Consider the following 24,232-nt stretch of genomic DNA (forward strand, 5'->3'; position numbering starts at 1 on the left):
CCCGGCCACCCAGATCAAGTGGGGCCTGGACTACATGAACTCCCGCTACGGCAGCCCCGTCGGCGCCTGGAACTTCTGGCAGAACAACCACTGGTACTAAACCACCGGTACTAAACCACCGGTACGAAACCACCCGTGGACCGCGCACAGCGCACCGCAGACACACGAAAACGCCCGGCCGGGACCACCCGCCGGGCGTTTTCCCATGCCCGCAGCCCACTCCGCGTCAGGCCCCTCCGAGCCAGCTCGTGGCGTCCAGCCGGTACGCGGTCTCGGCCGGTACGACGGTGCGCAGCGCGGCCTCCATGTCCCGTACGCGATCGGCGCCGAGGGTCGTGACCCACTGGGCCCGCAGTTCGTCGAAGATCGCGGCTGAGCGGGCCAGGGCGTCGAATCCGCGTGGGGTGAGGCGGACGAGCTTGCGGCGGGCGTCCGCGGGGTCGTCGGTGCGTTCGGCGTAGCCGAGGGCGAGGAGGCGGTCGACGGTCTTGCCCGCGGCCTGCTTCGAGACGCCGAGCCGGCGCCCGATATCGCTCGCGGTCGCCCCGCGCGGCCCGATGGCCTGCATCGCGAAGCCGTACGCGGGCCGCAGGTCGGGGTGCCCCTCGGCGGCGAGGCGGGCGTGCAGTCGATCGATCAGGGTGCGAAAGCCGGCGAAGAGGAGCAGCGGGAGCTCGTATCCCGGCCCATCACCCTTGCCATTATCGACAACCTGGTTTACGTTTTTCACCTCGGCATGGTCAACCATGTTGTCCATATTAGTCCACTGGTCCACTCCGTCTGGAGCTCCGCGTGTCCAACGATCTGGCTGCCCGCACCGCCAACGCCGTCGCCCTGCTGAAGGTCTCCCCGCACACCCTCGACGGCTTCCTCAAGCTGAGCGAGATCTTCGAGTCCACCACCCTGGACCCCCACTCCCGCGAAACCGTGATCCTGACCGTCGCCGCCCGCAACCAGTGCCACCTGTGCGTGGACATGCACGAGGCGAAGCTCACCGCCCTGGGCCCTGCCCCGGACCTTGACCGGCTCCGGGCCGTAAGGGAGTTCACCCTGCAAGTGCTCGCATCGTCGGGCGCGGTGAGCGACGAGGACCTTAGGCGGTTCCAGGAGGCCGGCTACACGCGCCAGAACGCCCTGGAGGTGGTCCTGGGCATCGGCACGTACACGGTCTCGACGTTCGCGAACCGGCTCACGCGAGCCGCCTGACCTCCGGCGCCCGACCGGCGGTCGTTCGCGCGTACGGGCGTCCGTCCGGGTGAGGCGGGAATAGAGGCCGTCGGGCGGGGGCTTGGCATTGACCATGAACGCCACTTCGTACGACCCGCGCGCACTGCTCGCGGAAAGCCGCCTCGGTGTCCTCGCGACGATCAAGGCGGACGGCCGTCCGCAGCTCTCGCCCGTCATGCCCTTCTACGACCGGGCCGCCGACGTCCTCTACGTCTCGATGACCGAGGGCCGTGCCAAGACGACGAACCTGCGCCGCGATCCCCGCGCCGCCCTGGAGGTCACCCGGCCCGACGGCTGGGCCTGGGCCACCGCCGAAGGGACCGTCACCCTGGCGGGGCCCGGGACCGACCCGCACGGCCCCGAGGTCGAGGCGCTGGTGCGGTACTACCGGGCCGCGGCCGGAGAGCACCCGGACTGGGACGAGTACCGGGCGGCGATGGTGGCCGACCGTCGGGTGCTGATGACGATGACGGTCGACCACGTGTACGGCGACAGGCTCCGCTGACGGTGCACGTATACGGGGGGCGGCGCGCTCCGTGCGTGCGGGCGGGCGGGCGGGCGGGCGGGCGGTCGGTCGTCCGTCCGTCCGTCAGGGCCGGTTGGGCCCGCGATAGGGCAGCGTCTGGCCGTAGACGACGCTGGTGGTGGTACTTCCGAGGCCGGCCAGCTCGTCCATGATGGTCTCCAACTGCTCCATGGAGGTCGCGGCCACCTTCAGCGTGTAGCAGTCGTCGCCGGTGGTGCGCAGGCACTCCAGGATCTCCCGTCGCTCCGCGAGCAGCCGGTGCAACGGCTGGTGGCGGTTGCCGGGGTACTTCAACCGGACGACGGCGAGCACGGGGTAGCCGACCTTGCCCAGATCGACCACGGCGCGATATCCGGTGATGACGCCCGCCGCCTCCAGCTGCCGCACCCGTTCGGTCGTGGCGGACGAGCCGAGACCCACACGCCGCCCCAACTCGCTGAGGGAGATGCGCGCGTCCCGTTGCAGCTCGTCGATGATCGCCCAGTCGATGTCATCAAGGTTCCCGGTCATGCCGCGACCCTACCGGGAAACCTCCGGAAGAATGGCGGTCCGACCAGGAGAACCATCTTCCAGATTCCTTGATCGCCGAGATAGCCTCCGTCCATGCAACTTGGCGTGAACGTACCGAACTTCGGCCCCGGGACCGACCCCGGCGTGCTCCGCGAGTGGGCGGGGATCGTAGAGGATCTCGACTTCGACCTCCTCATGGTGTCGGATCACGTGGCCGTCACCCCGGACGTGGCCGCGCGCTATCCCGCTCCCTTCTACGAGCCGTTCACCACGCTGTCATGGCTGGCCGGCATCACCACCAGAGTGCGGCTGGGTACGACCGTGCTCGTACTGCCCTACCGGCATCCGCTGTTGGTGGCACGGATGGCCACCAACCTCAACCAGCTCAGCGGCGGCAGGTTCGTCCTCGGAGTGGGAGTGGGCTGGGCCCGTCAGGAATTCGACGCGCTCGGCGTTCCGTTCACCGCGCGCGGCAGGCTCACCGACGAACACCTCGTCGCCCTGCGCGAGGCCTGGCGCGAGGAGGCCGTCGAGCACACCGCCCCGATTCCCGTCTGGGTCGGCGGCAACAGCGAGGCTGGAATCCGGCGGGCCATCAGGTTCGGCGCTGCCTGGCATCCGCTGCGGGGCACCCTTCCCTGGATGCGTTCGGTCCTGGCGAACCACTCGCTGCCGGCGTTCGCACCCCGCATCGCCCTACGGCCGACCAGTGCACCGATCACCGACCCCGAGCGGCTCGCGGGCACCGGCACCCTCGATCAGATCCTCGACGACCTCGACCGGCTCCGCGATCTCGGGGCCGACACCGTCGTGCTCGACCCGTACCACGGAGATCCGGAGTCGACCCGACGCCCCCACGAGGCCTGGCGGGCGCTCACCGCCGTGGCCGCACACCGGAGGACACTCTCATGATCACCACTGCCGACGAGGCACTCCTGCGGCGTGCGATCGCCATCGCAGCCCATGCCACCACCCTGGGCGACGCGCCGTACGGCTCCCTGCTGGCCGGCCCGGACGGCACGATCCTGGCCGAAGCCCACAACACGGTGCGGCGCGACAACGACATCAGCGCCCACCCGGAACTCAAACTCTCCCGCTGGGCGGCCCGCGAACTCGACGGGAACACGGCCGCGCGCACCACCCTGTACACCAGCTGCGAGCCGTGCGGCATGTGCGCCGGAGGCATCGTCCGCTCGGGACTCGGCCGTGTCGTCTACGCCCTCTCCACCGCGCAACTGGTGGAGCTCAACCCGGAGTCGGGCGCCTGGCCGACGGTGGCGCAGGCCGGCCCCGCCCTGTTCGACGAGGCGCGCGTCCCCATCGTCGACCACTACCGGCGATAGCGGTGCGACCGGGGGCTCGGGCCTGGTCGTCGCCACCTTGGTGCAGGCGCCCACCTCGGTGATGGACCGCGCCCCTTCGACGTGCACGTGATGTCCGCTCGTCCGAATGGCCGGAGACGGTGATCGTCCCTCCCGGCACCGGTACACCGATCCGGTGACAGTCTCCGACCGAGTGGTGCCGGCGGATGGTGTCGAGGGGGAGGAATGTCGGCTTCCCGGATCTCGGCATGCTACAGATGTGGGGCAATAGTCCGAAAACAGGAGGTATCTGATAATGCGCACACGTCTTCTCCGCATGGCAGCTGTGCTGGGCACGGCCGCGCTCCTGGCTCTCGGCGGAGCCGCGGTGGCCAGCGCGGACGGAGTGGGGAACTCGGGTATCGGCAATTCGGGCGTCGGCAACGCGGGTATCGCCAACAAGGGCGTCGGCAACGCGGGCATCGCCAACTGGGGCCTGGGCAACGCAGGTTTCGCCAACTCGGGGATCGGCAGCGCGGGCATCGGCAACTCGGGGATCGGCAGCAGCGGAATCGGGAACTAGGAACGCCGTACGCGGCGCCGCCCGGCCTGTGAGGCGGGAGAGGCGGGAGAGGCGGATGCCCGGGCGGCGCTGACGGGCGCAGGGCATTTCGTGGCCGGTGCCCCAGGCCGCTCGTCCAGGCGAGCGGCCCGGGGCGCGGCGTCCCCCGGCGGTACATGCGAGCCTGCGCCGGGGGGTGGGAGGAGCGTGCGGGCCTCGGTGCCCCGCGACCCCGTCATGTACCGGCGAGCGGGGCCGGATCCCGGGCAAGCGGCACCACGCCCATACGTCGTGGCGGGCGAGCGGTGGCCGGGTGCCGGATGCCGGATGCCGAATGGGGGCAGGGGAGGCACCATGTAAGTACGGGAAGGCAGCACGTCCCGAGTACTGGACGAAGAGGTGGGCCCCAAGGCGGGTCGTCGAGAAGCCGGGGGCCACCTACCGTGACCGGCACGCCTCCGAGGGGGCGCATGCCCCGGCGCGCGCGGCACCGGAGCCACTGAAGGGCGGCAAGCCCGTGACTCCGTGCCCATGCTCGTAGGACGCTGTGCCCGCGCGATTCTCCCCCGGAGCGGCGAAGGCCGGACCCGGGGGTACCGCCCAGGCGGAGGGATGAAATGACCACTCAGACGTACCTCGCCTACGACTTCCCGCTGCTGAGCGTCTTGTGGACCATGTTGGCGTTCGCCTTGTGGGTCTTGTGGTTCTTCCTGCTCTTCAAGATCATCTTCGACATCTTCCGTGATGACGACCTGGGCGGCTGGGGCAAGGCGGGCTGGCTCGCCTTCGTCGTCCTGCTGCCGTTCCTCGGCGTCTTCGTCTACCTCATCGCCCGCGGCAAGGGCATGGGCCGCCGCGAACTGGAACAGGCGCGCGAGCAGCGGCAGCAGTTGGACGCCCACATCCGCGAAACGGCCGCCGGCCGGCCGAGCGCCGCCGACGAGCTCGTCAAGCTGTCCGCGATGCGCGACCGCGGCGACATCACCGACGCGGACTTCCAACGGGCCAAGGAACTGGTTCTCACCGACTACGCCCCGCAGGCCTCCGCGCCCCCCACCACCCCTCCTCCTGGCGACGGCCGCGCGCAGGGCTGACCACCGGGAGGCGAAGAGGGTGGATCGAGGCCGTCCAGGAGGACGGTGAGGTAGGCGTTGGTGAGGCCGGGCGAGGAGGGCTCGGCGCGGGCGACGGCCAGGGCGGTGGCACCGATCAGGGCGGTGGTGGCCGTGGGATCGATGTCGGTGCGGACCCGCCCGTCACGGCGTGCGCCGTCGATCATTTCCTCGACCGCACCGACCAGGCCGGCGCGCAGTGCGGTGGTGGCGGGCAGGTCGAGACCGGTGAGCTGGTCGCCGATGGCGTGGTGTGCGGTCTGGAAGGTGATCAGCTCGCGCAGAAAGGTGCGCAGGGCCTCGTAGGGCGTGGTCGTGGCGAGCAGATCGCGGGCGCGCCGGACGACGGGTTCGAGCAGCCGGGCGACAGCCGCGTCCAGCAGGGCGTCCTTGCCGCCGAAGGCGCGCACGACGGTGGCGGCGCCCAGTCCGGCGCGCCTGGCGATGGCCTCGACGGTCAGGGACGCCCCCGGTTCGGCCAGTAGCGCCATGGCGGCGTCCAGCGCCAGGTCCCGGTTGCGTACGGCGTCGGCGCGGCGTTTGGGCGCCGGAGTGGGGCTCGGCTGCCCCGAGGGCATTGACAACTGGAATGCTCCTTCCACACAGTCATCTGGAACGCGCGTTTCAGTTAAGTCTACCGGGGGAGTCTTCATGAACGAGCGGGTCCTGATCGTCGGAGCCGGAATCGCCGGGCTCACCCTGGCGCATTGGCTGGCCCGGCACGGCCGGCGACCCACCGTCGTCGAGCGCGCCCCCGAGCCGCGCACCGGCGGCAACGGGGTGGACGTCCGCGACGGCGCGATCACCGTGGCCGAGCGGATGGGCCTCATGGGCCGCATCCGTGAACTGGCCACCGACGTGAACGGCATCAAGTTCGTCGACGCCGCCGACCGCGCCGTCGCCCGGATCGGGACCCGCGACAGCACGTCGGTCGAGGTCATGCGCGGCGACCTGGTCGCGCTGCTGTACACGGTGGCCGATGGTGTGGAGATCCTGTTCGGCGACTCGATCCGGGCCCTGGAGCAGGACGACCACGGCGTGACGGTCACCTTCGAGCGCGGACCCGCCCGCCGCTTCGACCTGGTGATCGGCGCTGACGGAATGCACTCCGGCCTGCGGCGGCTCGTCTTCGGCCCCGAGGAGCGGTTCGTCCGGCACGAGGACCACTACTTCGCCTTCGCCAACGCCGACGGCACGCTCGGCGAGGACCGCTGGGTGACGATGTTCAACACTCCCGGCAAGATGGCCGGAATCTACCGGTCGGGCAACCACGCCCAGGCCAAGGCGTACTTCATCTTCCGCTCCGAGCGGCTGGACTACGGCCACCGTGACGTCGCCGAGCACAAGAGGCTGGTCGCCGAGGCATTCGCCGACCAGCCGTGGCAGCCCACGCGGGGCCTGCTGGAAGCGGCCCTGGCCGACCCCGAGTTCTACTTCGACGCCCTCGGCCAGGTCCGGATGGACTCCTGGTCCAACGGCCGTATCGCACTGGTCGGCGACGCGGCCTGGTGTGCCTCCCCGGCCTCGGGCGCCGGCGCCGAACTGGCCCTGGTCGGGGCGTACCGGCTGGCGGGGGAGCTGGCCGCGGCAGGCGGCGATCACAGGGTCGCCTTCGCCCGCTACGAGGCCGCCCATCGGCCTCTGGTCGACCGCAAGCAGCAGATCGGCCCGAACGTGCGCCTCATGGTGCCCAGGACGGAGGGCGGCCGGTGCGTGCGTGATGCTCTGGCCCGGCTGCCCCTCATGAAAGCCGCCGGAGCGATCGAGCGCCGCCTGCGGTCCCGCGCCGCCGAGCCCCTGCCCGTCTACCACCGCACCGCCTGAAACGGGACACGCCGTAAGGTTACGAGCTCGGCGACGGCGAGGAATTCGGCCGCGCGGGACCGCAGGCGGCGCTTCGGTCCAGGGACGTGTTCGGTGGTGCCCGGCAGGTGGTCCGGGTGGGCTGACCGCTCCGGACGGGATGCCCGCGACGGCAGTACGAGGGGGCGCGGTGGAGCGGCGGAAGGTGATCGGGATCGGGGTCGGGGCGGCGCTGGCGGTGCTACCCGCCTGGTGGGGACTGCGGCAGGTGGAGAGCGGGGCCGAGGAGGATTGGCACACCGACACCGCACCGCTGGAGCGGGCGTTCCCGCTGCTGGGCCCGCTCACCGATGCCCAGTGGGTGAGCAGCCGGGACAACGACCGGGACCTGCCGTCGCCGGAGCTGGTGATCTCGGGCTTCGCCAAGCTCACACCGGGGAAGCGTGCCGAGCTGACGGCGGCCCACGCCTTCGTCTCCGAAGGGCCGGCCGATGACTTCTCTTCGTGGTTCGAGAAGCCGCTCAAGGGTGCGGGGCCGCCGGACCCGCAGTGGATCCGGTCGCACGAGCTCGACCGTGACGACAGCGGCCACACCACCCACCTGTGGTTCGACCGGCGCAGCGACATCGTCCGCTTCCGGGCACTCAACCCGTACGGCTAGGTGTGCCGTTCCCGCGTCCCGGTGTGGCTCCGCCCACGGCACGACACCCCCGTCCTCCTGTGTCATGGAGGCGGGGGTGTCGGCGTACGTGGGATCAGGCCCTTTGAAACCTCAGATCACGTGCGGTCAGGCGATCAGAAGGTGAGCTTGAAGTCGGTGATGGTGCCGACGTCCGCCGCTCCCTTGTCCTGGACCTTCAGCTTCCAGGTGCCGTTGGCCGCGACGGCCGAGGCGTTGACCGTGTAGGTCTTGTCCAGGTTCGCCGTGGAGTCCGAGGAGGAGTTCTGCAGGCGGTACGAGGTCCCGTTCGGCGCCACGAGGTCGATCTGGAGGTCCCCGACGTAGGTGTGGGTGATCTTCACGCCGACCTTGAGGGCGCTCGGCGCGTTGCCGGTGACACCGGTGACGTTGACCGACGAGGTGACCGCGGGGCCCGGGGAGTCCGGAATGGAGACCCGGGCGGTGCTCTCGAAGACGTTGCCCGGGGTGGTGCCACCGCCCGAACGGGCGCCCACGTTGACGGCGGCCCACGCGTCGGTGACGTTCTTGACCTCGGCACTGCCGGCGCCGTACAGCTCGGTCGCCGCGGCGATCGTGCCTTCACGGGCACCCGCGTAGTCCGTGCTGGAGTTGAACTTGGTGGTGAGCGCCTTGTACCAGATCAGCTGCGCCTTGTCCCGGCCGATGCCGGTGACGGGCAGGCCGTCCGAGGTCGGCGAGTTGTAGCTGACGCCGTTGACCGTCTTGGCGCCGGAGCCCTCGGAGGCCAGGTAGAACCAGTGGTTCGCCGGGCCCGAGGAGTAGTGGACGTCGAGGCTGCCGACGCCGGAGTACCAGCTGTCCGCGGACCCGCCGTCCTTGCTCGGCTTGTCCATGTAGCGCAGCGGGGTGCCGTCGCCGTTGATGTTGATCTGCTCGCCGATGAGGTAGTTGCCCGGCGCGCTGGGGTTGTTGGCGTAGAACTCGACGGAGGTGCCCATGATGTCGGAGGTCGCCTCGTTCAGGCCACCCGACTCGTCGCTGTAGTTGAGACCGGCGGTGGCGGAGGTGACGCCGTGCGTCATCTCGTGACCGGCGACGTCGAGCGAGGTCAGCGGGTCGTTGTTGCCCGTTCCGTCGCCGTAGGTCATGCAGAAGCAGCCGTCGTCCCAGAAGGCGTTGACGTAGGCGTTTCCGTAGTGGACCCGGGAGTAGGCGGCGACGCCGTCGCCGCGGATGCCGGAGCGGCCGAGGACGTTCTTGTAGAAGTCCCAGGTGACCCCGGCGCCGTAGGCGGCGTCGGCGCCCGCGGTGGCGGCGTTGGAGTTGGCTCCGTTGCCCCAGGTGTCGGTGGTCTGGCTGAAAAGGGATCCGGTGCCGGACGTACCGTGATTCAGGTTGTACGTCTTGTGGCTGCCGCGGCCCGTGTCGTTCAGCGTGAAGTTCGAACCGGACTTCGAGGTGCCGAGGGTGACCTGGCCGCTGTAGTGGGTGTTGCCGACACCGGTCTCGATGCCCTGCCACTGGTGGAGCTTGGCGCCGGTCTTGGCGTCGGTGATGACGTGGAGCTGGTTGGGGGTGCCGTCGTCCTGGAGGCCGCCGATGACGGTCTCGTAGGCGAGGGTCGGTACGCCCTTGGCCATCCACACGACCTTGCGGGGCGCGGCGTCGGCCTTGGTGGCCTTGGAGCCGACCGCCTTCGCGGCGTCGAGGGCCTGCGTGGAGGCGGCCGCCGGAGCGTCGGCCGGGGCGGAGGTGGAGACGCCCGCCAGCTGGGCGGGGGACGCCTTGCTGACGCTCTGCGTCGTGTTGGCCGCCGAGCGGTTGACGACCAGGTCGCCGCCGAGGACCGGGAGTCCCTCGTACGTGCGCTCGTACCGGGTGTGGGTGGTACCGTCCTGATCCTTGACCACATCGTGGACGAGGAGCTTCTCCTGGGAGGTGAGGCCGAGCTCCTTGGCCGTGGCCGCCGTGGTGCTCTGGGCCTTGGCTATGAGCTCGGCGCGCTGGGACGGGGAGAGCTGTGCGGGCAGCGCGCCCGGGTTGCGCACCGGCTGGCCCTTGGGGGCGGCGGTGTTCGCGGAACCCTCGGGCTGCGCGCTGGCGCTGCCTGCCTGGACACCTACGGTGAGCAGGGCGGCTGCCGCGAGCAGGGCACCGGTGGCGGTGGCGTTGCGGCGATGCGTGGACTTCACGCTGACTCCTTCTGCGTGTGGGGGGTTACCGGGCGGCCGGGATGAGGCCGTCCGGGCAGAGCGTGCGGAGCTGGTCCGTGCTGGGGATGTGGGAGAGCGTGCCAGCGATCGCGATCTTTGTCAGGGACGCGTCACGAATTGGCCGCATCGCGTCCTGATTTCGCCGTTCGGTGTCCGCTGAGCGGACATCTCGGGGTGGTGATCGGTCGGCTCGGGCCTACCCGACAGGCTGACCTGCGGCGGAACTTGCCCTGGCCGGGGGTGGATCCACTGCGGGCGTACGCCGGTGGCCGGGAGGTGACGGTGGAGGCCGCGCCGGAGGCGGCCGTGGAAGCGGCGTACTGCGCATTCAGGTAAAGCGTTCGGCATCAAGCGTCAAACACCCTTGTCCTGCACATGACTTGCCGGGTCTGATCGCGGAAGCCGCTCTGCGCGGCGCCACCCCCCAGGGAGTCTGCAATGCATCCAGTTCGTCGTACGTGGCCGCGTGCAGCGGCCGCAACGGCCGCTGCCGCCGGTCTCGCGCTCACCGCGATGGCGGCCGCCCCACCGACCGGCACCGGCACCGGCATCGACACCGCCTCCGCGCCGCTCACCTCCGCGGTCCCGCGCACCGTGGCCCGTCCGGCCATCGCGGGACACCAGCTGATCCGCTCCGTGGGCAGCCCGCTCTCCATCGAGGAGTGCCGGACCAAGTGGAAGATCGCCTGCTACACCCCGCTGCAGTACCGCGCGGCGTACAACCTGAACCCGCTGTACAAGGCGGGCATCACCGGTAAGGGCCGCACGATCGTCATCGTGGACTCCTTCGGCTCGCCGACCGTCCAGCACGACCTGGACGTCTACAGCAAGCAGTTCGGGATACCCAGCACCAAGGTCGAGGTGGTCAAGTGGGGCAACGTCCCCGCGTGGGACCCCAAGAACGCCGACATGCTGGGCTGGGCCGGCGAGACCGCCCTCGACGTGGAGATGGCGCACGCGATGGCGCCGGACGCGAAGATCGTCCTGGTCGAGACGGCGGTCGCGGAGACCGAAGGCACCACCGGCCTGCCGGAGATGATGGACGCCGAGAAGTCTCTGATCGACCGCGGCATCGGCGATGTGATCACACAGAGCTTCGGCGCGACCGAGAACACCTTCCCCGGCTTCGACAAGGGTGACTTCTCCAGCATCAAGAACCTGCGCTACGCCTTCGAGGCCGCGGCGCGCAAACACGTCACCGTGCTCGCCTCCTCCGGCGACGGCGGAGCCACCGACTACAACGCCGACGGCAGCGCCTACTACGACCACCCCGTCAACTCCTGGCCCTCCTCCGACCCGTTGGTGACCTCCATCGGAGGAACCCAGCTGCACCTGGACGACGCGGGCAAGCGGACCGCGCCCGAGAGCGTCTACAACGACAACGGCGCGGGCGGCGGTGGCCAGTCGCACGTGTTCAAGCGCCCGGCCTTCCAGAACGGCGTCAAGAACATCGTCGGCGCGCAGCGCGGCACCCCGGACATCTCGATGGCCGCCGCGGTCGACGGCGGCGCGTGGATCTACACCAGCTACGATCCGGCGGCCACCGGCTGGGACGTCTCCGGCGGCACCAGCGAGTCCAGCCCGCTGTTCTCCGGCATCGTGGCCCTGGCCGACCAGGCCGCGGGCAAGCGCCTGGGCAACATCAACGAGGCGCTGTACCAGCTGTACGGGCGCTCGGCCTACGACCGCTCCACCGGCATCGTCGACGTCAACGACGGTACGAACAACAGCTACCAGGGCGTCACCGGGTACACCGCGGTGAACGGCTACGACATGGCAACCGGTGTCGGCACGCTGGACGCGGCCCGCTTCGTGCCCGCCCTCGCCCGCGAAGGACGGCGCGGCTGACGGTTCGCCGCCGACAGCCGGGCACGGGTGCGCTGCCGTAGCAGGCAGCGCACCCGTTCACCTGGACCCCGAACAGCGCCCGTCCGCCGCCTGCTCGCCCAAGGGGCACACGAGGGCACCGTCCGCGCCGCTCCCCGATGACCCGTACGACCCGGCCTCAGAGCCGGCGATCCGACGCCCGGAGGGGAAGCAGAGGGAACCCGCTGGGACGTTCGGGGGGTCCCGGGCGTTGGCGAGACGGTACCGGCCGACGGCGGGTCCATCGCCGAGGGCGGTGCGTCACAGGCCCGGGTGGCGGTGCGTGGGGCGGCCGTCGAGGACGGTGAGCAGTACCGGGAGATCGGGGAGCTCGGTGGCCGGTGTGGTGAGCGGGTCGCCGCCCCGGACGGTGAGGTCGGCGCGATGGCCGACGGCGAGCCGGCCCGCCTCGTGCTCCTCCGCGGCCGCGTACGCGGCGTTCGCCGTCATGGCGCGGAGGGCCTCCAGGGCGGTCAGCGCCTGTTCGGGGGCGTGCGGGGGCAGGCTGAGGTCGCGGCCGGGACGGCGGTGGCAGGCGCCCGCCATGACGCCGAGCGGCGGGTAGGGGGCGATGGGCCAGTCGGAGCCCAGTACGACGGTGGCACCCGAGTCCCACAGGTCGCGGCAGCGCCAGGCGCGGGCGGCGCGTTCCTCCCCGAGGCGGCGCGACCAGTTGTCGGCGTGATCGGCGCGGGTGAAGTCGCAGCAGTGGGTGGGCTGCATGGAGGCGAGGACGCCGAGCTCGGCGAAGCGGTTCAGGGTGTCGTCGGGGACGGTTTCGATGTGCTCGGTCCGGTGCCTGACCTCCCCGGCGCCGTTCCCGCCGCGACCCCCGGTCGCGGCCCGCGCCTTCTCGACGGATTCGAGTGCGTGCCGTGCGGCCGCGTCGCCGATGGCGTGCGTGGCCGTGGGCACACCGGCCCGGTGGAACGCGACGATGACCTCGGTGTAGGCGGCCGGGTCGGGCCAGAAGGCGTGTGTGGACTCGCCGTGGCAGTCCGGGCGCTCCAGCCACGCGGTGCCGTTGTCGATGGTGCCGTCCATGAAGAGTTTGACGCCCGCGACGCGCCACAGCCGGCAGCCCGTGCCCTGCCGGTCGACGATGGCGCGCACCCCGTCCGCGTCGGTCTCCGGCTGGCACCAGGGCGCGACCCGCAGCCGCAGCGGCAGTTCGCCCGCCGCGTCGAGTTCGGAGAGGAGGCCGAGGCTGCTCCCGTTGGCGTCCATGACGTGTCCGCCGGTCAGTCCGGCCGCGGCCATCGACCGCAGCGCGGCGGCGAGCCGTTCCCGCTGCTCCTGGTGGGTGGGCCGGGGGGCGACGCGCTCCACGAGCCCGCAGGCCGCGTCCTCCTGGAGCAGCCCGGTCGGCCGGCCGCGCGCGTCCGATGCCCGAGGGTCCGGGTACCGATCACCACGCGGCCGAACCGACTTCCAGGACTCCGCCGTCCGGCCCATCAAGGACACCGGCCGCGGCGCCGAAGAGGATCCAGCGGAGTCGTCCCGCCATCGGGTTCCGGTACGCCTCCGCGCCCCACGCCGCCCCGCTGACGGCGGTCCCGCGAACCCCGGCCGCCGAGGCCCGGAGGAGATCCCGCATGCGCGTCTTCCTGCCCATGACCGCTGTCGCCACCGCCGCGATCCTGCTCACCACGGTCACCGGCGCGGCTCCCGCCGCAGCGGACCGGAGCCCCGACGGCGCACCCCTGGTCAAGGTGTCCGACGGCGACCCGTACGCGGACTGCACCATCGGCGCGAGGTCGCCCGACAGCATCGTCTATCCGGGGACCGAGGTCGAGCCCTACCTGTCCGTCGATCCGCGCGACCCGAAGCGCGTGGTCACCGTGTTCCAGCAGGACCGCTGGAACGACGGCGGCGCCCGTGGCCTGGCGGCCGGCTGGACCACCGACGGCCACACGTTCCACCGGAGCACGCTGCCGTTCAGCCTGTGCGCCCCGGGCGGCGCGGACTACGAACGGGCCTCCGATCCCTGGGTGAGCACCGGACCCGACGGCACCGTCTACGCCGGTGGGGAGGGCGTCGACTTCACGAGGAGCACGCGCACCGCCCTCCTGGCCGCGACGTCCCGCGACGGCGGCCGGACCTGGCAGAACCTCACCACCACGCACGTCGACGAGCAGCCGTTCTTCAACGACAAGCCCACGCTCACCGCCGACCCGATCCGCGAGGGCACCGCCTACCAGGTCTGGAACCGCCTCGACAACGACCCGCCCGGCCCGAGTTCCCTCGACGGTCCGGGCTACATCTCCCTCACCCGCGACGGCGGCCGCACCTGGAGCCGGGCCCGGCCGTTCGTCGAGACCAGCGGCGTGCCCAACACCCAGACCATCGGCCACCAGATCGTCGTCGACCGGCGCACCGGCACCCTGTACGACTTCTTCGACCGGATCACCTACACCGACGACCTGAACACCGTCGCCGAAGCCCGCTACGAGATGGTCACCTCGACCGACGCCGGACGGACCTGGAGCGCCCCCGTCACCGTGGTCCGCGACACCTCCGTACCGGAGGTCGACCCGAACGACCCCGCCAAGACCCTGCGCGCCGGATCCACCCTGCCCAGCCCGGCCGTCGACCCGAAGACGGGCGCCCTCTACATGGCCTACGAGGGCTCCGACTTCTCCGGCGGCAGCTTCGACGCCGTCCAGCTGGTCCGCTCCACCGACGGCGGACGCACCTGGGGGACTCCGGAGCTGATCAGCCCGGAGGGCGTGCCGGCCTTCTCCCCGTCGATCGCCGTCGACGAGCGGGGCACGGTCGCGCTCACCTACTACGACCTGCGCTTCCTCAAGCCGGGCGACACCACCACCCTGCCCACCGCCTACCAGCTGGCCACGCTGCCGCACGGAGAACCGAAGCTGAGGAGCGAGCGACGCATCTCACGGGTCTTCGACTGGCTTCAGGCGCCGTTCGCCGGGGGCTACTTCCTCGGCGACTACCAGGGCCTGGTGGCGGACGGCAAGGGAGTACGGGCGGTTCTCACCGAGACCCACTCCGACGCACCCCAGAACCGTACGGACGTGTACAGCGGCGGCTTCCGCACCTCGTGACCGCCCCGGTCGTGCCTTGCGGCGATACGGCGATACGGCGATACGGAAGGAGTGTGACGCAGCTCTCCGGAAAAGGGTGACATCACGCTGTCGCACACCGTTGTGAGCATGGGCGACATGATGATCACAGACGAGGACCGCCTCGCAGAGACCCTGACGTTCAACGAGCGGTTCGAGGCCACCGCCGCGAGCCGACCGCAGCGCACGGGAACACCGGACCCGGCCCTCCTGGCCGGCCTGCGGCGCAACCGGCTCGGCGGCGACACGCCACCGGTGAGACTGGCGCACGGCCAGGACCGCATCCTCGAAGGCGGGGTGAAGGTACGGGTCTTCAGGCCGGACCACGTCGACGGCGTGTACCTCCACATCCACGGCGGCGGCTGGATGTTCGGTTCCTCGGACGGCCAGGACGAGAGGCTGTGGCGGCTCGCCGAGCGGGCACGGCTGGCCGTGGTGAGCGTGGAGTACCGCCTCGCACCCGAACACCCCTTCCCCGCCGGGCCCGACGACTGCGAAGCGGCGGCCCGATGGCTGGTGCGGCACGCCGCGGCCGAGTTCGGCACCGAACGGCTTCTGATCGGAGGCGAATCGGCCGGTGCCCACCTCAGCGTGGTGACGCTGCTGCGCCTTCGCGACCGGCACGGCATCACCGGCGCGTTCCGGGCGGCCCACCTGCTCTTCGGCCCCTACGACCTGTCGATGACACCGAGCCAGCGATCGTTCGGCTCCCGGCGGCTGCTGAGCAACACCGACACGCTGCGGTGGACCTACGAGCAGTGCACGCCGGGCATGGGGGCGGAGCGGCGCCGGGATCCCGAGGTCTCGCCGCTGTACGCCGACCTCGCAGGCCTGCCGCCGGCCCGGATCGTCGTCGGCACCGAGGATCCGTTGCTGGACGACTCGGTGTTCCTGGCCGGGCGGTGGCGGGCGGCGGGCGCGCCCGCGCAACTCGAACTCGTCGCCGGCGCCATGCACGGCTTCACCCTGTTCCCGCTGACCGTCACCGAGCGGCAACTCCGGCGCGAGCAGGACTTCCTGGCCTCCGCGGGACGGTAGCGTCGTCGGCATGAACCGTACGGTCCGGCTCTACGCCCTGGTGGAAGAACTACGCGCGGTGGCGCCGCGGCCGATGACGGTCGCGGCGCTCGCCGCACGGTTCGAGGTGAGCGCGCGGACGGTGCAGCGTGACCTGCAGGCGTTGATGGAGACCGGTGTCCCGGTACGCACCACGACCGGGCGGGGCGGGGGCTGGTCCATCGACCGGGAGATGACCCTGCCCCCGATCCACTTCACCGCCGATGAAGCCTCGGCCCTGGCCGTAGCCCTCGCCGCCGCCGATGCCTGCGCCCCGTACGGCGGTGCGGCCCGTACGGCAGCCCAGAAGATCGCGGCCTCCATGACCGGTCCCGCCTCGGCGGCGGCGCGGCAACTCGCCGCACGGATCGTGGCGCAGCCCTCGTCGGCCGACTCCGCGGTCCGCGCCGCGGTGGAACGGGCCCTCGGCGCGAACACGGTCCTCCGGCTGACCTACACGGACGCGGCGGGCCGCGGAAGCGACCGGGAGGTGGAACCGGCAGGGCTGCTCACCGCCGAAGGCCGGTGGTACCTCATCGCCTGGTGCCGCACACGACGGGCCGGCCGGGGCTTCCGGCTGGACCGCATCACGGCAGCGGCCCCCACCGCCGAGCCGGCCCAGCCCCACGACCTGACCGAACTGCTGCGCGGCTCGGCCGCGTCCGGCGCCGTGCGGCCCACCACACTGGCCCCGCTCGCACCCCGCCCCGATCGACCGCCGGCACCCCGCCGGTGAACCTTCCCGGTCACGGCACGCGGGCGGACACGGGCACGGTCGCGCCGGTGCCGGGTTCGGAGCGCGTTTCGCCGTGCGCGCCGGAGACGGCCGCCCTTTTGAGGATGCAGCGCTCCCCGTCGTCGGGATCACCGATGTACGTCCAGAGCATCGGGGCCGCGGTCGTGCCGGTGGCCTCGTAACTGCCGCTCACACCGTCGGGGCCGAATGCGATGTGAAGGGTCGACTGCGGCTTGCCGCCCCCGATCGGTGATGCCGATCGGAGGTCCCAGGTCCCCGTACCCGTCTTGACCGAGGCCAGGCCGAATCCGGAGGTGGCCCGGCTCTGGGGGTCGAAGTAGCTGCCACAGGCGGATGAGGCGGTGAACGTCCCGTCCCCGGCCAGGACGAGGCTGCCGCCTTGTCCGTCTTCCCACACTCCTGCGGCCTCGGCACCCGTCAGCACGACGGCGTCGCCCGGAGCGCCGGGAACCCAGAGACGTCCCAACAAGACCATCGCGATCAACGCCAACACGGCGCAGACCACTGCCAGGAACGCCAATGCGGCGCAGCCCAGGGCCCCGGTACAGCCGCCGACGGCGAGCCACTTTCCGTATCGCCGGGGAGGGGCGGGGGGCCACGGCGCGGAGGGTGCCGGTGGCCAGGGTCCAGCGGTCGACATGGGTCTTCCTCGGGCTTGGAGCCGACCACGGTCCTGGCCGGCAGGGCCATCTTGCACGGACCCCGTCCGGGCGACTGCGGCGGGGTTCTCCACGGGGCACCCGACGGCGGTGTCAGCGTTCGCCGCGGCAATGCGCCGGGTGTACGGGGGACGGGAAGCGCCGGGGTCCACGGGCGGTACGGGACCGGCGCGGTGGCCCGTGGGGTACTGGCGCGGATCCTGTCCGGTGGGCTACGTTGTGCGGCTATGACTACCGGGACGGCCCTGCGCCACACACGGATCGGTGACCCGGTGCTCCTCTGAGCGCCGTACGGGCCGGTGCCGGCCCGCAGTCGGACCGCGGATCCGGCGCTGCCGCGCGGGCTCCGCCTCCTGTCGTGTCGATCACCGCTCGATGCGTCAACCACGACAGGAGAACACACACATGCCCACCACGACGCTGCACGTTCCCACCGCCGACGGCCTGGCCGACGCCTTCGCCGCCTACCCCGAGGGTGGCGGTCGGCACCCGGGGGTCCTGATGTACCCGGACGGCTTCGGAATCCGGCCCGCGCTCCGGGAGATGGCCCGCGAACTGGCCGGCCACGGGTACTACGTGCTCGTCCCCAATCCCTTCTACCGGCACGGCCCCACCCCGGTGATCGAGCTTCCCGAGTACATCGGAGAAGAGGCGCGGCCGGCCGTTTTCGCCCGGCTGATGCCCTTGATCGAGGAGCACACCGCCGAACGTGCGCTGAGGGACGCCGACGCATACCTCAGGTTCCTCACCACCCGGCCCGAGGTCGCCGCCGGGCCGGTCGCGGTGACCGGCTACTGCATCGGCGGCCTGCTGGCGACGCGCACCGCCGCGGCCCACCCCGGCCGGGTGGCCGCCGTCGCGGCGTTCCACGCACCCGTGGCGGCGGACGGGCTCGACGCCCTCGCCCGGATCACGGCCCGGGTCCACTTCGGCCATGCCGAGAGCGACCTGACGCCCGAGTCCCTGGCCGAACTCAACCAGGCCCTGGACGCGGCGGGCGTCGACCACACCTCCGAGATCTACCCCGGCACCGTGCACGGGTTCACCATGTCCGACACCGACGCTTTCGACCCCGGTGCTCTGGAACGCCACTGGAACCGCCTGCTCCCCCTCCTCGACCGCACACTGACCGGCGGCTGAGTACGCACCTCCGAAGGTGCGGTGGCGTCACGCCTTCCCATGCCGACGGGCAACTGCCCCAGCCGGAGCGCGCGTTGACGGAGGCACGCAGGTTCGCTCGGTGGTTCCACGTCCAATCGATTCCCGTTCGAGGAGTTCTCGCTCGCGCGATGTCAATGTCGTGGCTCCAGGCTCCACCGGGCACGAAAGGACGAGGGAAATGACCAAGTCAGGGCGCAGGGTCGGCATCACCGCCGTGGTGGCCGCGGTCGTGGCCGCGATGATCACTTTCACGGGACTGCAGGGAGCCAGCGCGCAGGACCAAGGGCGCCGCGGCTGGGACCACTTCGGGTTCGGGGTGCCGTGGGAGGGGTCTTACGGGTACTCGCAGGCGATCAGAGCCGGGGACACGGTGTACATCTCGGGCCAGCTGTCGCACGACGCGGCCGGGAATTTGGTGGGCGTCGGCGACTTCGAGAAGCAGGTGCGCACGTCGTTCGACAACCTGGACAAGGTGCTCGCGCACTACAAGATCCCGCGCAGCCAGATCATCAGCATGAAGATCTACACCAAGGACCTGCGCAAGAACTTCGACACGGCCGCGCGCCTGCACAAGGAGTACAACGGCAACCACCGCACGACCGACACCATCCTCGGTGTCACGGACCTCGCGTTCCCCGATCAGCTGGTGGAGATCGAGGCCGTCGCGCTGGTGTCGCCGCGCTCCTGACCGAGCGGGGGGGGGTGGGGGGGGGGGGGGGGGGGGGGGGGGGGGGGGGGGGGGGGGGGGGGGGCGGCGGGGGGCCCCGCCCCCCCCCCGCCTCGTGCCGTCCAGGGCCTACGATCGGTCGACCCGGAGCCGGGAACGGACCCGTGGCGAGACCGGCCGGGCCGTTCGTCCGAGGCGCTCGCCGTCCGGCAGTGGTGGGCGGACGCCGCCGAGCAGACCGCGAGTCCGCGCCCGGCCGGTCACCGGGCGCTCGCGACCGGACGCACGACGATCTCGTTGACGTCGACCTCCGGGGGCTGGGCCAGGGCGTACGCGATGGCCCCCGCGATCGCCGAGGCGGGAAGCGCCACGGCGCGGTACGCCTTCATCGCCTCCCGGGCCACCGGATCGCCGATGGTGTCGGCGAGCTCGGACTCGGTGACGCCCGGGGACACGAGGGTGACCCGGATACCGCCGGCGGACTCCTGGCGCAGGCCTTCGGAGATCGCGCGGACGGCGAACTTGGTGGCGCAGTAGACGGCGGCGGTGGGTGAGACCTCGTAGGCGCCCACGGAGGCGATGTTCACGATGTGCCCGCCGCCCTGGGCGCGCATCGGGGGGAGGGCGGCGGCGATGCCGTGCAGGACGCCCCGGACGTTCACGTCGAGCATGCGGTCCCACTCGTCCGTCCGCAGGGCGTCGAGCGGGGACAGCGGCATCAGGCCCGCGTTGTTCACCAGTGCGTCGAGGCGGCCGTAGGCGCCGAGCGCCGCGTCGACGAAGGCGCGGGTGTCCCGCGCGTCCGTGACGTCCAGCCGGCGGAAGAAGGCCTCGCCGCCCGCCTCGGTGATCTCCGCCGTGATCCGTTCGAGCCGGTCGGCGCGGCGCGCGCCGAGCAGGACGCGGTACCCGTCCGCCGCCAGGCGGCGTGCGGTGGCTTCGCCGATGCCGCTGCTGGCGCCGGTGACGGCCACGGTCCGGGTGAGGGCGGTGGTGTCTGTCATGCCTGTTCCTCCTGGGGAAGTCCCGTACGAAGCGCCGGAGTCGAGAGGCCGAAGGGCCCGTACGGTTTCGTGTTCCGGAGTCTGGTGCGGCGGCCGGGGCCGGGCCAGGACGGTCCGTGCCGGGGTACGGCGCACCCGGGCTCGCGGCCCGGGCCCGGTCTAGCCTGGGGAGATGAGCAGCAATGACCTCGGTGACTTCCTCCGGGCCCGCCGCGCACGGCTGATGCCGGCCGACGTCGGGCTGGCGTCCTACGGGCGCCGCCGGGTGGCGGGGCTGCGCCGGGAGGAGGTGGCGGTCCTGGCCGGGATGAACGCCGACTACTACACCCGTCTGGAACAGGGCCGCGAGCGCGGCCCCTCGCCGCAGATCCTCGACGCCATCGGGACGGCCCTGCGGCTGGACCACGAGGGCCTCGCCCACCTGTACCGGCTGGCGGGCAGCGGGCCGCGGCGTGACCGGCCGCAGCCGAGGGAGACGGTCGCGCCCGTGCTGCGCCAACTGCTGGACGGCTACCCGCACACCCCCGCGTTCGTCCTCAACCCGGCGCTGGACCTGCTGGCGGCCAACGGCCTGGCCGAGGCGCTCTTCTCGCCGTTCCGGGCCGCGGACAACCTCGCCCTCATGACCTTCCTCGATCCCGCGGGGCGCGCCTTCCACGCGCGGTGGGACCGGTCGGCCGGGGCGGTCGCAGCCGCCCTGCGCCGCGCGGGCGGCCTCGAACCGCACTACCCGCGCCTGCGCGAGGTGCTGGACGTCCTGCTCGGGGCGAGCGAGGAGTTCGCCGCGCTGTGGTCCGCGCACACCGTCGGCGGGAAGACCCACGAGACCAAGGAGCTCGTCCATCCCGAGGTCGGCCCCCTCTCGCTCTCCTACCAGTCCTTCGACGTTCGCGGCGCACCCGGACAGCAGCTCGTGATCTACCACGCGGAACCGGGCAGCCCCGGCGACCGGGGCCTCGCCCTGCTCGGCAGTCTCCACGCCACACGCCGCAGCGAACCGGCACCGGAGCGCCGGTGACCCGGGCCGGAGATCCGGCGGCAGCCGGCGGCGACCTCGTCGCAGGCCCGGTGGGCGGGAAGGGCCGCTGCTCCGTGGGAAGGGGAGCCGGTTTTCGTCATATGCCAGATGTCTAGGCGTGTGTTGTATCCCCCGACGTGACCGTGTGTAGTGTGGACGCTACACACGGTGTCGACTCGCGGGAAGGCTTCCATGTCCAGCATCCAGCCCCAGTACGTCGCGCTCGGTGACTCCTACAGCGCCGGCCAGTTCATCGGCGGTGACGCCAACCTCGTCCGCGAGCCGGTGGGTGGCGGCCTCGGTGGTCCGGACGGCGACTACACCGGCCGGTCGAGGGACAGCTATCCGCAGCAGCTGGCCCACACCGTCCTCTCCGGGCACGAGTTCATCGACGTCACCTGCGGCGGTGCGGCGATCGACGACCGCGGGCTGGGGCTGGGAGGCATCCTCGTCCCGCAGACGGTCTTCGGAGGCCCGCCCCTCGTCCCGGTCGACGACAGCGGCATGCCGCGATTCACCCCCACCTCCCGCCCCGCCCAGATCGACGCGCTGAGCGCGGCCACCACCCTGGCCACCATCGGCATCGGGGGCAACCAGTACAACCTCGGCCAGATCATCGCCAAGTGCGCCACCCTGGGCGCGTCGTCCTCGGGCAGCCCCGGCGCCGACCACTACCGCAACACCGCAGAGGGTCGCGCGGACCTCGCGCAGAAGGAAGACGACCTGCGCAGCGGCTTCGCGAAGATGATGCCGGAGCTGCGCGAGCGTGCCCCGCACGCCCGGTTCCTCTTCGTCGGCTACCCCACGCTGTTCCCCGCCGCGGCCGGGCAGGGCACCTGCGACGGCGGTCTGGACGAGAACATCACGATCAAGAAGGGCGACATGCCCTTCATCCAGGAGCAGTTCGCCCTGGTCGACTCCGTCATCCGCGATTCCGCGCATGCCCACGGGCACACCTACGTCGACATCGCCGAATCGAGCCGCGCCCACCACGTCTGCCGCGAAGGTGCCGAGAAGTGGATGTTCGGCCTCTACGGCCGCTACGAGTTCGACGACAGGCTCGACGGCTACAAGCCCGCCCGCTTCCCCGCGGGCAAGGACATGCCGCCCTTCACCCCCGGCTGGACGGCCTGGTTGCAGGGCCTGCTCGCCCACGGCGGCGGCATCTTCCGCGGCGACGAGACCCTGACCACCTTCCACCCCAACAAGCGCGGGGCCGACAACCAGACCGCCCAGGTCGCGGCCGCGCTGCGCAAGGCCGGCATCGTGCAGTGACACCCCCGACCAGCCGGCCGCCGGGGAGTCCGGGGCGTCCGTGCGCCGGCTGAGGGCTCCGGGTGGCCGACCTGTGCGGTCACCCGGAGCTGCGTCATCCACGCCCCGTGGTCCGGCGCGGGCATTGGCCGGATGTCGGCGTCCGGCTTGGGCGTGTGGAGAGGTGACCGTTAACCTCCCACTAGTTGCTCAAGTCAACCAATGGGGACCGTTATGGACGACACCACCGAACACTTCCACAGCCACGTCGAAGAGATTCTTGACGCCCTGGCCAAGGAACCGGGCCGTGAGGCCCTGGTCCACCGGGACCGACGCCTCAGCGCGGGTGAATTACTCGGCCTCGTCTACGGCATGGCACGCGCACTGCGCTCCCAGGGGGTGACGCGCGGCCAGACGGTCACCCTCCTCTCCGGCAACCTTCCCGAGACGATCGCGGCCCGCTACGCCGCCGGGCTGCTCGGCTGCGCCGTGAACCATCTCTACGCAGGCCTTTCGGCCGACGTGCACGCCGACATCCTCCGGGACGTCGACACCCGGGCGCTGATAGTCGACCCCGCCCACCGCGAGCGCGGCGTAGACCTGGCCCGCCGGTTGCCGCTGGAACGGGTGCTGGTCCTCGGCGCAGGCGCAGGCAGCGGCGCGGGCCTCGACCTGGTGCGGCTCGCCGCCGAAGAGTCCACCGAGGTATTGCCGGGCTCCGCGCAGCCGGAGGACATCTGCACCATCCGCCACACCGGTGGGACAACCGGTCATCCCAAGGCCATCTGTACGACCTTCGGGCAGTGGGTGTCCGTCGGACCGGACTGGTCCGGGGAAGGCCAGGTCAGGGCCCTGGTGTGCACCACCCTCGCGCATGCGGCGGGCCTCGTGGCGGACACCGCGCTGCACTGCGGCGGCACCGTCGTCCTGCTGGACGAGTTCGAGGCCGGCGCCGTGCTCGGCGCCATCGAGCGCGAGCGCATCACCCACACGTTCCTGCTGCCGCCGCTGCTCTACCAGTTGATGGATCACCCCGAGGTCGACCGTACCGACACCTCCAGCCTGCGCATGCTCACCTACGGGGGTTGCGCCTCCTCCCCGGCCCGTCTCGCGGCGGCGGTCCGGCGCTTCGGTCCCGTGCTGAACCAGTTCTACGGCCAGAACGAAGCGGGCGGGATCAGCATGCTCTCCCCCCAGGACCACGATCCGCTGCGCCCGGAACTGCTGCGAACCGCCGGGAAGATCATGGAAGGCGTCGAGGTCGCCGTCCGTGACGCCGACGGACGGCACCTGCCCGCCGGCGAACACGGCGAGATCTGCGTACGTTCCCGGCACGTGATGCAGGGCTACTGGAAGCAGCCCGAGCTCACCGCGGAGGTACTGCGGGACGGCTGGCTGCACACCGGTGACATCGGGTTCGTCGACCCGGACGGCTACATCACGATCGTGGACCGGCTGAAGGACATGATCGTGGTGGTGGGGGGCCACGTGTACACGGTGGAACTGGAGGACGTGCTGAACTCCCACCCGCAGGTCCACCAGAGCGCGGTGCTCGGGGTCCCCGACGCCAACCTCATGGAGCGGGTCCACGCGGTCGTCGTCCGCGCGCCGGGCGCCGACGTCGACGAAGAGGAGCTGCGCGCCATGGTGCGGGAAAGGAAGGGCGCCATGTACGAGCCCGCGAGCATCGCATTCGTCGACGCGCTGCCCCTGACCGACGTGGGCAAGCCGGACAAGAAGCTGCTCCGCAGCCGGGCGGTCGAGCCGGCCCCGGCTGCCTGACCGCGATCTCCGGCCCGCTCCACCT

General features: G+C 71.5%; 25 protein-coding genes and 1 pseudogene. 18 read left to right on the forward strand and 8 right to left on the reverse strand.

The annotated features are described in order from the left end of the window. Nucleotides 1-100: pseudogene (locus ACEPPI_RS08680) on the forward strand (lytic transglycosylase domain-containing protein); the annotation flags it as partial. Between the two features lie 126 nt (nucleotides 101-226). On the opposite strand, the gene ACEPPI_RS08685 reads toward ACEPPI_RS08680, so the two are convergent. After that, complete coding sequence (locus ACEPPI_RS08685; RefSeq protein WP_373914637.1) at nucleotides 227-748, reverse strand: MarR family winged helix-turn-helix transcriptional regulator; 522 nt, start codon at nucleotides 746-748, stop codon at nucleotides 227-229. A 44-nt stretch (nucleotides 749-792) separates the two neighbouring features. Here ACEPPI_RS08685 and ACEPPI_RS08690 point away from each other — a divergent pair, with 44 nt between their 5' ends. Next, on the forward strand, nucleotides 793-1,206 hold the full coding sequence (locus ACEPPI_RS08690; RefSeq protein WP_373914638.1) for a carboxymuconolactone decarboxylase family protein: 414 nt from the start codon (nucleotides 793-795) through the stop codon (nucleotides 1,204-1,206). 94 nt (nucleotides 1,207-1,300) lie between these two features. Further along, a complete protein-coding gene (locus tag ACEPPI_RS08695) occupies nucleotides 1,301-1,732 on the forward strand; it encodes a PPOX class F420-dependent oxidoreductase (protein ID WP_373914639.1) in 432 nt (143 codons plus the stop codon). Between the two features lie 84 nt (nucleotides 1,733-1,816). Here ACEPPI_RS08695 and ACEPPI_RS08700 read toward each other — a convergent pair whose 3' ends face one another. Beyond that, nucleotides 1,817-2,263, reverse strand: a complete 447-nt coding sequence (locus tag ACEPPI_RS08700; protein WP_373914640.1) for an Lrp/AsnC family transcriptional regulator — start codon at nucleotides 2,261-2,263, stop codon at nucleotides 1,817-1,819. Between the two features lie 93 nt (nucleotides 2,264-2,356). Here ACEPPI_RS08700 and ACEPPI_RS08705 point away from each other — a divergent pair, with 93 nt between their 5' ends. The 4 genes from ACEPPI_RS08705 (at nucleotide 2,357) to ACEPPI_RS08720 (ending at nucleotide 5,220) form a co-directional block, all read left to right on the forward strand. Next, nucleotides 2,357-3,175, forward strand: a complete 819-nt coding sequence (locus ACEPPI_RS08705; protein ID WP_373914641.1) for an LLM class flavin-dependent oxidoreductase — start codon at nucleotides 2,357-2,359, stop codon at nucleotides 3,173-3,175. Beyond that, the gene (locus tag ACEPPI_RS08710; RefSeq protein ID WP_373914642.1) at nucleotides 3,172-3,606 is read left to right on the forward strand and encodes a nucleoside deaminase; all 435 of its coding nucleotides are present in this window, start codon (nucleotides 3,172-3,174) and stop codon (nucleotides 3,604-3,606) included. The genes ACEPPI_RS08705 and ACEPPI_RS08710 overlap by 4 nt, the downstream gene beginning before the upstream one ends. Nucleotides 3,607-3,901: 295 nt before the next feature. After that, a complete protein-coding gene (locus tag ACEPPI_RS08715; protein WP_266844579.1) occupies nucleotides 3,902-4,147 on the forward strand; it encodes a hypothetical protein in 246 nt (81 codons plus the stop codon). Nucleotides 4,148-4,743: 596 nt separating this feature from the next. Beyond that, the gene (locus tag ACEPPI_RS08720; RefSeq protein ID WP_373914643.1) at nucleotides 4,744-5,220 is read left to right on the forward strand and encodes an SHOCT domain-containing protein; all 477 of its coding nucleotides are present in this window, start codon (nucleotides 4,744-4,746) and stop codon (nucleotides 5,218-5,220) included. Here the strand turns inward: ACEPPI_RS08720 and ACEPPI_RS08725 are convergent. Further along, entirely contained in the window at nucleotides 5,154-5,816 is a 663-nt protein-coding gene (locus ACEPPI_RS08725) for a TetR/AcrR family transcriptional regulator (protein ID WP_373914722.1), read from the reverse strand. The two genes, ACEPPI_RS08720 and ACEPPI_RS08725, sit on opposite strands and share 67 nt — an antisense overlap. 73 nt (nucleotides 5,817-5,889) lie before the next feature. On the opposite strand from ACEPPI_RS08725, the gene ACEPPI_RS08730 reads away from it, so the two are divergent. Together ACEPPI_RS08730 and ACEPPI_RS08735 are read left to right on the forward strand one after the other, a co-directional pair. Further along, a complete protein-coding gene (locus ACEPPI_RS08730; protein WP_373914644.1) occupies nucleotides 5,890-7,062 on the forward strand; it encodes an FAD-dependent oxidoreductase in 1,173 nt (390 codons plus the stop codon). Between the two features lie 169 nt (nucleotides 7,063-7,231). Then, the gene (locus ACEPPI_RS08735; protein WP_373914645.1) at nucleotides 7,232-7,702 is read left to right on the forward strand and encodes a hypothetical protein; all 471 of its coding nucleotides are present in this window, start codon (nucleotides 7,232-7,234) and stop codon (nucleotides 7,700-7,702) included. A 134-nt stretch (nucleotides 7,703-7,836) separates the two neighbouring features. On the opposite strand, the gene ACEPPI_RS08740 is transcribed toward ACEPPI_RS08735, so the two are convergent. Then, the gene (locus tag ACEPPI_RS08740) at nucleotides 7,837-9,876 is read right to left on the reverse strand and encodes a M4 family metallopeptidase (protein ID WP_373914646.1); all 2,040 of its coding nucleotides are present in this window, start codon (nucleotides 9,874-9,876) and stop codon (nucleotides 7,837-7,839) included. 459 nt (nucleotides 9,877-10,335) lie between these two features. Here ACEPPI_RS08740 and ACEPPI_RS08745 point away from each other — a divergent pair, with 459 nt between their 5' ends. Next, nucleotides 10,336-11,745 carry a S8 family serine peptidase gene (locus tag ACEPPI_RS08745; RefSeq protein ID WP_373914647.1) on the forward strand — a complete coding sequence of 470 codons (1,410 nt, stop codon included), beginning with the start codon at nucleotides 10,336-10,338 and terminating at the stop codon, nucleotides 11,743-11,745. A gap of 279 nt (nucleotides 11,746-12,024) precedes the next feature. Here ACEPPI_RS08745 and ACEPPI_RS08750 read toward each other — a convergent pair whose 3' ends face one another. Both ACEPPI_RS08750 and ACEPPI_RS08755 read right to left on the reverse strand, forming a co-directional pair. Continuing rightward, complete coding sequence (locus tag ACEPPI_RS08750) at nucleotides 12,025-13,218, reverse strand: amidohydrolase (protein WP_373914648.1); 1,194 nt, start codon at nucleotides 13,216-13,218, stop codon at nucleotides 12,025-12,027. Then, nucleotides 13,172-13,360, reverse strand: coding sequence for a hypothetical protein (locus ACEPPI_RS08755; RefSeq protein ID WP_373914726.1), 189 nt, complete (start codon nucleotides 13,358-13,360; stop codon nucleotides 13,172-13,174). Before ACEPPI_RS08755 ends, ACEPPI_RS08750 begins: the two co-directional genes overlap by 47 nt. Here ACEPPI_RS08755 and ACEPPI_RS08760 point away from each other — a divergent pair. The 3 genes from ACEPPI_RS08760 to ACEPPI_RS08770 all read left to right on the forward strand — a co-directional run bounded on the left by ACEPPI_RS08760 (nucleotide 13,359) and on the right by ACEPPI_RS08770 (nucleotide 16,641). After that, nucleotides 13,359-14,831, forward strand: coding sequence for a sialidase family protein (locus ACEPPI_RS08760; RefSeq protein WP_373914649.1), 1,473 nt, complete (start codon nucleotides 13,359-13,361; stop codon nucleotides 14,829-14,831). The two genes, ACEPPI_RS08755 and ACEPPI_RS08760, sit on opposite strands and share 2 nt — an antisense overlap. Nucleotides 14,832-14,948: 117 nt before the next feature. Next, a complete protein-coding gene (locus tag ACEPPI_RS08765) occupies nucleotides 14,949-15,887 on the forward strand; it encodes an alpha/beta hydrolase (RefSeq protein WP_373914650.1) in 939 nt (312 codons plus the stop codon). 10 nt (nucleotides 15,888-15,897) lie between these two features. After that, complete coding sequence (locus tag ACEPPI_RS08770; RefSeq protein WP_373914651.1) at nucleotides 15,898-16,641, forward strand: helix-turn-helix transcriptional regulator; 744 nt, start codon at nucleotides 15,898-15,900, stop codon at nucleotides 16,639-16,641. A 10-nt stretch (nucleotides 16,642-16,651) separates the two neighbouring features. Here the strand turns inward: ACEPPI_RS08770 and ACEPPI_RS08775 are convergent, their stop codons facing one another. Then, on the reverse strand, nucleotides 16,652-17,128 hold the full coding sequence (locus tag ACEPPI_RS08775; RefSeq protein ID WP_373914652.1) for a hypothetical protein: 477 nt from the start codon (nucleotides 17,126-17,128) through the stop codon (nucleotides 16,652-16,654). Nucleotides 17,129-17,726: 598 nt separating this feature from the next. Between ACEPPI_RS08775 and ACEPPI_RS08780 the strand changes: the two genes are divergently transcribed. Further along, entirely contained in the window at nucleotides 17,727-18,461 is a 735-nt protein-coding gene (locus ACEPPI_RS08780) for a dienelactone hydrolase family protein (protein WP_373914653.1), read from the forward strand. A 199-nt stretch (nucleotides 18,462-18,660) separates the two neighbouring features. Beyond that, nucleotides 18,661-19,170, forward strand: a complete 510-nt coding sequence (locus ACEPPI_RS08785; protein WP_356225715.1) for a RidA family protein — start codon at nucleotides 18,661-18,663, stop codon at nucleotides 19,168-19,170. Nucleotides 19,171-19,409: 239 nt separating this feature from the next. On the opposite strand, the gene ACEPPI_RS08790 is transcribed toward ACEPPI_RS08785, so the two are convergent. Continuing rightward, entirely contained in the window at nucleotides 19,410-20,153 is a 744-nt protein-coding gene (locus ACEPPI_RS08790) for an SDR family oxidoreductase (protein WP_373914654.1), read from the reverse strand. A 172-nt stretch (nucleotides 20,154-20,325) separates the two neighbouring features. On the opposite strand from ACEPPI_RS08790, the gene ACEPPI_RS08795 reads away from it, so the two are divergent. The 3 genes from ACEPPI_RS08795 to ACEPPI_RS08805 all read left to right on the forward strand — a co-directional run bounded on the left by ACEPPI_RS08795 (nucleotide 20,326) and on the right by ACEPPI_RS08805 (nucleotide 24,207). Further along, a complete protein-coding gene (locus tag ACEPPI_RS08795) occupies nucleotides 20,326-21,171 on the forward strand; it encodes a helix-turn-helix transcriptional regulator (RefSeq protein WP_373914655.1) in 846 nt (281 codons plus the stop codon). Nucleotides 21,172-21,363: 192 nt separating this feature from the next. Continuing rightward, nucleotides 21,364-22,446 (forward strand): SGNH/GDSL hydrolase family protein, encoded by a 1,083-nt coding sequence (locus ACEPPI_RS08800; RefSeq protein ID WP_373914656.1) that lies wholly within the window; start codon nucleotides 21,364-21,366, stop codon nucleotides 22,444-22,446. Between the two features lie 213 nt (nucleotides 22,447-22,659). Next, nucleotides 22,660-24,207 (forward strand): AMP-binding protein, encoded by a 1,548-nt coding sequence (locus tag ACEPPI_RS08805; protein WP_373914657.1) that lies wholly within the window; start codon nucleotides 22,660-22,662, stop codon nucleotides 24,205-24,207. Nucleotides 24,208-24,232: the final 25 nt, after the last annotated feature.

The sequence above is a fragment of the Streptomyces sp. AB3(2024) genome, from assembly GCF_041862025.1.
Lineage (GTDB): Bacteria > Actinomycetota > Actinomycetes > Streptomycetales > Streptomycetaceae > Streptomyces.